This is a genomic window from Eubacterium sp. 3_1_31, from assembly GCF_964249515.1.
Lineage (GTDB): Bacteria > Bacillota_I > Bacilli_A > Erysipelotrichales > Erysipelotrichaceae > Longicatena > Longicatena caecimuris.
This window is the reverse complement of record NZ_CAXUBY010000005.1, coordinates 39,669-47,702: the sequence shown is the minus strand read 5'-3', so window position 1 is coordinate 47,702 and position 8,034 is coordinate 39,669. Positions and strand designations below refer to the sequence as shown.

Below are 8,034 nucleotides of genomic sequence, written 5' to 3'. Positions count from 1 at the left end.
TATTTATATTTACTGTCACTGTACCATCCTTTAAACGTATAGCCTTTTCGTGTAGGACTTTTTAAGGTAATCGTATTGCTGGTTACCGTATAAGAGGATGGATTCTTACCATTTTTCCCACCATTCAGTTGATAGCTAAGTTTATAGGTGTTTTTGCTCCATTTTGCATACAGTGTTTTATTTCCGGTACTGCCTTTCTTGATAGACGTTACTCTGTATTTATACTTACTATCACTGTACCATCCCTTAAACGTATAGCCTTTTCGTGTGGGATTTTTTAAGGTTATGGTATTGCTAGTATTATTATAAGTAGAAGGATTTCCCTGTTGTGTACCGCCATTTAGATAGTATGTGATTTTATAAGTATTGGGCTGTACGGTGATATTCACAGTAAGTTTCTTCCCATTTGGGCAAAGTGCATATACTTTTGTACTGCCTCCTTTAACACCAGTAACTACGCCATTACGGATGTTTGCAATTGAGCTATCACCACTGGACCATTGAATTACACTTTGTTCTACTTCATATCTTACTAAACTCCATCCATTGTTTTGACCGTATACACTTAAGGTAGTTGAAGCATTTGGTTTTATTGTTTTACTCGTGCTGCTGATAGAATAGTTCTGAGAATTGTATTTTGCCTGTATCTGATAAGTTTTTAAAGCGTCAGATGCGTATGTCGTTTTGTTGGTACCTTTACTTCTTGAGAAAACTTGCACCCAATAATGTACTCCATCATGATAAAAGCATCCAATACCGATGGACTGAAAACTTCCATTTATGATATTAGAATGATGCCCAAGTGAATGATTCCAATCATTCATTACACTGTTTGCATTAGATTGAGCCGCTGCTATATTTTCACCATCGATCAATGATGAAACACTATAACAGCTTAAACCGGAAGGACGCGTATGACTATAATATACGGCAAGCTCAGCTGCTCTTTGCTGGGCTGCTTCAAACAATGTTTCATCCATAATCAAATCAGCTCTGCCATTTGCCCGACGTTCCTTATTAACTAGATCAAGCACTTTTTTCGCTTCCGTGTACATGGAAGTTCCTTTAATTTTTAAATTTTCTATTTGAATATAACTACCATCGCTCATCTTAGATAAAGTAGATGGTACCACTTTCGCTAAATCCACACCGGCTGCTTCAAAGGCTCCTGCTTCAATATATTCCAATGAACTTGGGAATTTTAAAGAAGTTAATTTTTTACAACCATAGAAGGCATACACATTAATTTGTTTAAGACTATTAGGGAATACAATATTGCTTAAACTATCACAACGATAGAAAGCTCTTGCAAAAATGGTCGTTATTTTCCCATCAAACACTACACTGTTTAATTTTTTGCATTCTGAAAATGAAAGATAAGGTAAAGTATCCAAAGAAGCATGAATCGTTGCTGTAGTCAGATTTTGGCAATCTTCCGCAACACCATAACCTAACTCTTTCAAAGAGGATGGTAACGTCAAAGAAGTAATGCCTGAGCGTACAAATACCCAATCCTTCATTGTTTTAACTGATGAAGGGATGTATATAGCTTGTAATTCTTCAACATCACTAAAGGCATAAGATGCTATTGTTGTCACACTGGATGGTATCGTAAAAGAAGCTGATGTTTTATTTGCTGGATAAGCAACTAATTCTGTCTTATCTTTGTTATACAACACTCCATCTTTACTACTATACACTGGATTTCCTGCAGCTACATTAAATGTTGATACACTTCGCATAAATGCTAGTTCTTTACAGGTTTTCAATGATGCAGGCAATGTAACAGTGCTTAATGCTGTATCCTGAAAAGCGAAAGACTCGATTGTTGTCAGTCCTTCTGGAAAGGTAAAAGAAGTAAGATCGCTACATAACACAAAAGCTCCTTCACCAATGCTTTTTAAAGATTCTCCACCGCTTACTTTTTGTAATCGGCGACATCTGTAAAAGGCGGAATCTTTAATGCTCGTAAGCCCTGCTGGCAGACTTACGCTTTCTAATGCATATAGATAGCGAAATGCTTGCTGTCCAATACTGGTAATCCCTTTATTTATAATGACCTTCTTAATATCATAATCATAATCGCCCCATGGTGCCGTACTCTTATCATAATCAGGAATTTCACCAGTTCCACTGATTGTCAGAGTATCCCCCTGTAATACTGCATGAATATTTGCTGTCAGTGTATAAGTCTTACTGTCTGTAGAAGCACTGACACTTTTTAACGCTTTGACCTTGCTGGCTGGTCTTGCTAGTTGATAACCTTTCGATGCCTCTTTGTTTATTGGATTCGTCTGCGAAGTCTTTTGCAATTCTTGTTCAGCAAACGAGATATTTCCATTTTCCTTCGCTTTCATTTGGAAAAACGGTTGTTCTCCCATTGCCATTCCTAACATACATGCTAGCAATACTACAATTATCTTTTTTAATTTCATAACTATTCTCTCATTTCCCTACATTCATAGTAACGCGAAACATATACAGACGCAAGTGTTTCATAGCAATAATCCTATGAATTTCATGAATATAACCAAAAAAACAAGAAAATAACCAAAAATATTTGCAACATCCAAGCCGTAGATGCATATCGCTTAATGAAGAAAAAAAAGGCTTTACGCCTTCATTCTTGGTTTGATATTACGTTCATAGAATTTCTCATACACATTCGTAAAGAAATTACTTTTCCCACTCTTATAATACCTAACAATCAATAAGGTTAATAAGATACCGCCAACGGTAGCGCACATAACATCGGTAATCGTATCATGTACACCTTGTGTATAATGATTGATGCAATCGTTGTCAAAGAAGATCAACATCGCATATTCATAAAACTCCCATATTTCTCCAATCGCGATATTCACAGCATTAATAAACACTAAAAATAAAGTGAAATCTTTTTTTTCAGGAAAGGTATTACTTTTCCGAATGAAGAAAAACAGAATAACGGCTACTGTTGTAAACATCCAACCACTGGAAAAATGCAGAACCTTATCAAATCCTGTCAAAGAATACCAATGGAAACTGCTGCCGATCAATGACGCAAAATAGGTGAAAACAGTCGATATGATATAGATCTCATATACCGGTTGAAAATGCAACACCTTAAATAGGACAGGAACGATCAACGGTGTCAGCATTGCTACAAACCCCATGCCTAGCGCATTATAATCTTTGACCATAAAATTATGATAAAGGGCAAGAAACAACGTGATGATATAAACAGCAGCACAACCATAAAGCAGACGTTTCAAAAAACGTTCGCGTTTATTTATTGGCATTGACATGCTTAACATCCTCCAACATTTTAAGTTTTAGATCTAAGAGCTTTTTCGACAGATCCACATAGTATGTCTGTGGATATTCAAAGCGCAGAATTTCATCCCACATATGTGAGAATTCTGCTTCGCTGTAATCACGTATTGCGGATAATTCCGGCACATCATATACAAGCTCACCATTTATGAAAATTGGCTCTAATAAATCTTTTATGATATAGGTTCCAGCTGGAATCGTTTTATTTTTCCAACTGTTCATCTGATGATAAATAGTCAAATCCTGATTAGGATCAAGCACTTCTCCATGAACCGTCATGATATCACCAATAGCTTTCATCGTCTCTTTATCATATATCCGGTATAAATCCTTAAATGCCGGATTCGTTACTTTTTCGACATTTTCACTGACTTTGATTTTAGGAATCATTTTCTCATCTTCATAAACCGCACTCATTTTATAAACACCGCCGAACACTGGCGTGGATTTACTGCACACAAGATTTTCGCCAACACCCATACTATTGATTTGGGCCCCTTGCGAAATCAAGGATTGTATCAAATACTCATCCAATGAATTGGACACAACGATGTTGCAGTCTTCCATTCCCGCCGCATCCAAAGCTTTACGAATCTTCTTAGACAAATATGCCATATCTCCAGAATCAATGCGCACACCCTGCATACGATAGCCATTAGGTTCCAAATATTCCTTAGCGACGCGAATCGCATTCGGCAGACCGCTTTTTAAAGTATCATAGGTATCTAGCAAAACGGTACAGCTATCCGGATATGTTTTTGCATAAGCTAAGAATGCATCATATTCATTATCAAAAGATTGAACAAAAGAATGTGCCATTGTACCTAAGACAGGCATACCAAATTTTTGACCGGCATATGTTGTTGCCGTACCTGCTACACCACCGATATAAGCAGCTCTTGCTCCATAATTGGCTGCATCAAAATTATGGGCACGGCGTGCACCAAATTCCATGATTGCTCTTCCCTTTGCAGCTTTGACAATTCTTCGTGCTTTTGTCGCAATTAAGGTTTGATGATTCACACATAAAAGCATTGCTGTTTCCAACAGCTGTGCTTCAATAATTTTTGCTCTTACACGAATTAATGGTTCATAGGGGAAGACTGGTGTTCCTTCTTTGATGGCATAAATATCACCCGTAAAGATAAAATGACGCAAATAATCTAAAAAGGCATCTGAAAATTTATGTAAGGAACGCAAATAGGCAATATCTTCATCTTCAAAATGAAGATTTTGAATATAGCCGATGATTTCTTCTAAGCCGGCAAATACAGCATATCCACCGTTATCCGGATTCTTACGATAAAACAAATCAAAGGTTACGATACGCTCACGCGCTTCTGAATTAAAATAGCATTGGCTCATTGTCAATTCATAAAAATCCATGACCAAACTCAAGTTACGTTCATCTCGAAAATCAAACTTATAATCTAGACTTTTCATACAGCTTACCCTCTTTCTATCCTTGAAACCATTAAGATTCCATTACTCTCCATATTGCGGATACTATATTCATTATGCGTAACACACTCATGAACATTTTCGATATGAAAAGTATCAATACAATCAATAGGAATAATAATACGCATATCATCATAATTATGTTCATTTAACCAGGCATTCAAACACAGCGCAAATTGTAGGATACAAATATCGGTACAACAACCGGTGATGACAATATCCTGATAATTCTGAATACGTTTTTCCAAAAATGCTTGAAAGTCTGGACATGTAAAGGTATTTGTGCTGTTTTTATGCATTACTTCATCTACATGAGGTTGTAATTCCTCAATGATTTCACTTTCACTTGTACCAATGACACAATGGCTTGGATAAGCATTAAATTCTCTTGTCTTTGGCGGATGGGCATCTGCGATAAAGATACACCGACACGCTTTATCTTGAAGCAAATGTTGGATATTCGCAGTGATATCATGAATTGCTTCATCATGTAATGCGCCTTCTTTTACAAATCCATTAATCATATCCACAACAAAAATGATTGGTTTTTGAAGCTTGTCCATCTGCATTGCTTGATACGAATTCAAAAAAGTTTCACTAACTCTTGCCATAAGAAAGATTCTCCTTTAAAAAATTTATTCTTTATCATTATAGTCTTTTTTTTCAAAATAGGAAACAAAAATCAAGGAATTGCTATTTGTTTTACGGTTTTATACATCATAAGGAAGGACAATTACTGTGAATAACAATCATCCTTCATCAAATAAGAAAAAATCAGGAAATTCCTGATTTCTTATACTCCTGCACAGCTTTCCTTTGTATTAGTATTAAAATAAAGAAAAGATCTGAAAGATAAGTAAGGAAACTAGATATGGTATTAATAACATACTGCCAATCGATATGCTCATCAGTTTCCATCCATATTCATGAAACATCGCTTGCAAGGTCATAATACAAGGAATGCTTAATAAGACGTAAACCATAAAACAAAAAGCTCTAAGATTCGCATGTTCATCTGACCATAAGGATTGTATCATAGATACCTGGGCATCGTTATCCGGCTTCAGACGAATTTGTGGTCGGATGAAGGCAAAAATACTATCCGTTAATGCCGTTTGGGCATGTTTACCAATTGCCGCCATATCTTCCAGCGGCTGTAAGGATTGTTGTGTTTGTTCCTCTTTCAATGGATGGGAAAGCGTTTCAAAGTAGCCGACAATTGTTTCTTTCGCAATGATACCTCCAGGCAATGCTGCCACACATTCCCAACGATTGCCAAAGCCTAATGGCTCAAAAAGAGGCGCTACCTTCTGCGATATAGTTGCTAAATAACTAGTTGATACCTGTCCATTAGGGAAATAAGATAGACCCCATAAAATAACCATGGCCCATAAAACTATCCCAGTGGCTTTTTTGATATAACCTTTTACTTCCAAGACTACTTTGGCAAAGACCATGCGTAGTTTAGGAAGACGGTAAGGAGGCAGCTCTAAAATAAAGATAGCATCTTCTTTAAACGCCATAAATCGTGAATAGACAAAGGCTAAGATAAGGGCCAAAAAGACACCTAATGCATACATGGTAACAATCATCAATCCGGCTTTGTGGGGAAAGAATGCCGCAGCGAATAAAACATAAATAGGTAAACGCGCTCCACATGACATAAAAGGGATTAATAAAGCACACATTTTTTTCTGTTTTTCATTATCTAAGGTGCGGGTAGAATAGATTGCCGGTACATTACAACCAAAGCCTAACAATAAGGACACAAAGCTTTTCCCACTTAAATGAAAACTTCGCATAGCTCGATCTAATAGAAAAGCAATGCGTGACATATAACCGCTTTCCTCTAGGATCGATAAGACCATGTAGAGAAAAGCCATTAAAGGAAGAAAAACCAGTACTCCGCCAACACCGGCAAGAATACCATCCAGAAGCAGTTTTTGCACTGCTATTGGTAAAAAACTTATTCCAACTGCCAGATATTTGTATAAAATGTCATGAATCAGATAATCAATAAAAGTCGTCCATGGGGCACTGGCTTGAAAAACAAATAACAATACTATTGTAAAAATAGCCAAAAAGATTGGCATACCAAGATATGGATGCAAAATCATACGATCAATGCGCCGTGATATTGCATAGCGTTGATGTTCATCTTGTTTTACATACTTCATAAAGGAATGAATGATCTCATAGCGGTGTTGCTGCATCGTTTTATCATCCAACCTTTGTGCAAACGCTTGTAATTCTATCTCTTGTATCCCCCAGTTTTTTAATTGCCGCCATGTTGCAGCATCCTTATGGATAAAACGCATACAAAGTCGATGCAATTCATCTTCTTCATAAACGCTATCTTTAGGAACTGCCTTTTCGATACGCTCAAACAACTGTATGTATGCCTGTAATTCTTGTTTTTCTAACAATGGATAATAACAGACCTTTTGTTTCGTCATTTGGATGATTGCCTTTTTTACTTCTCCATAATGTTTTTTATCTAAAGCACTGTAAGGCAATATTGGTATTTGAAGGCGTCGCTGTAATGCATTCATATCGATGTGAATATGTTGTTTTTCTACTTCATCCATAAAATTAAACAATAAAAGCATGGGCAGCTGCAATTCACGCAATGACAAAGTGAGTAATAAATTTCTAGACAGGTTGGTTGCATCAAGCACATTTACGATGATATCTACGTGTGCTTCTTTTAGGAACTGTGTGGTTATACGTTCTTCATTCCCTATTGTTTCTAAACTGTAACAGCCGGGAAGATCAATAAAATGATATTGAGCATCTCCCCATGTGACGATGGCTTCTTTCTTTTCAACGGTAACACCTGGCCAATTCCCCACTTGGAAATGCGCATTACTTAACGCATTGATCCAGGCACTTTTCCCAACGTTTGGATTGCCTACAAAGGCCACTTGATACTGTTTCATCAAATCACCTCCACCTGAATGTTTTGAGCATCTTTTTTTCTTAGAATCAATTGATTGCCTTGTGCAAAATATAATATAGGATCCTTCATGGGCGCTTTTTGCAGCATCGTAAGGACGCCTCCTTCATAGATGCCTAAATAGAATAAACGTTTTTTATCTGTCTTTGACATTTCAATATGCTGAATTATAGCACGCTGCCCTTCCCGCATTTCACTTGCTTTCATCTTATCACCGCTATCATCGTAAGCGATGCAGGTTTCAAAATGCGTCGGAATAACACGAAATTATATGGTTCTATTTTTCATAAGAAATGAATATA

General features: G+C 36.8%; 6 protein-coding genes. All 6 read right to left on the bottom strand.

The window, feature by feature from the left end:
- A partial coding sequence (locus tag ACESSZ_RS03495; RefSeq protein ID WP_499842687.1) for a leucine-rich repeat protein occupies positions 1-2,435 on the bottom strand: 2,435 nt, incomplete at its 3' end.
- Positions 2,436-2,612: 177 nt separating this feature from the next.
- Entirely contained in the window at positions 2,613-3,287 is a 675-nt protein-coding gene (locus ACESSZ_RS03490; RefSeq protein WP_008687883.1) for a DUF2238 domain-containing protein, read from the bottom strand.
- Positions 3,268-4,758: a nicotinate phosphoribosyltransferase gene (locus tag ACESSZ_RS03485; RefSeq protein ID WP_008687882.1), complete on the bottom strand. Its 1,491-nt coding sequence runs from the start codon at positions 4,756-4,758 to the stop codon at positions 3,268-3,270. Before ACESSZ_RS03485 ends, ACESSZ_RS03490 begins: the two co-directional genes overlap by 20 nt.
- 5 nt (positions 4,759-4,763) lie before the next feature.
- On the bottom strand, positions 4,764-5,387 hold the full coding sequence (locus ACESSZ_RS03480) for a cysteine hydrolase family protein (protein WP_008687881.1): 624 nt from the start codon (positions 5,385-5,387) through the stop codon (positions 4,764-4,766).
- 216 nt (positions 5,388-5,603) lie between these two features.
- Entirely contained in the window at positions 5,604-7,715 is a 2,112-nt protein-coding gene (gene feoB / locus ACESSZ_RS03475; protein ID WP_008687879.1) for a ferrous iron transport protein B, read from the bottom strand.
- Entirely contained in the window at positions 7,715-7,939 is a 225-nt protein-coding gene (locus tag ACESSZ_RS03470) for a FeoA family protein (protein WP_008687876.1), read from the bottom strand. The genes feoB and ACESSZ_RS03470 overlap by 1 nt, the downstream gene beginning before the upstream one ends.
- Positions 7,940-8,034 lie beyond the last annotated feature (95 nt).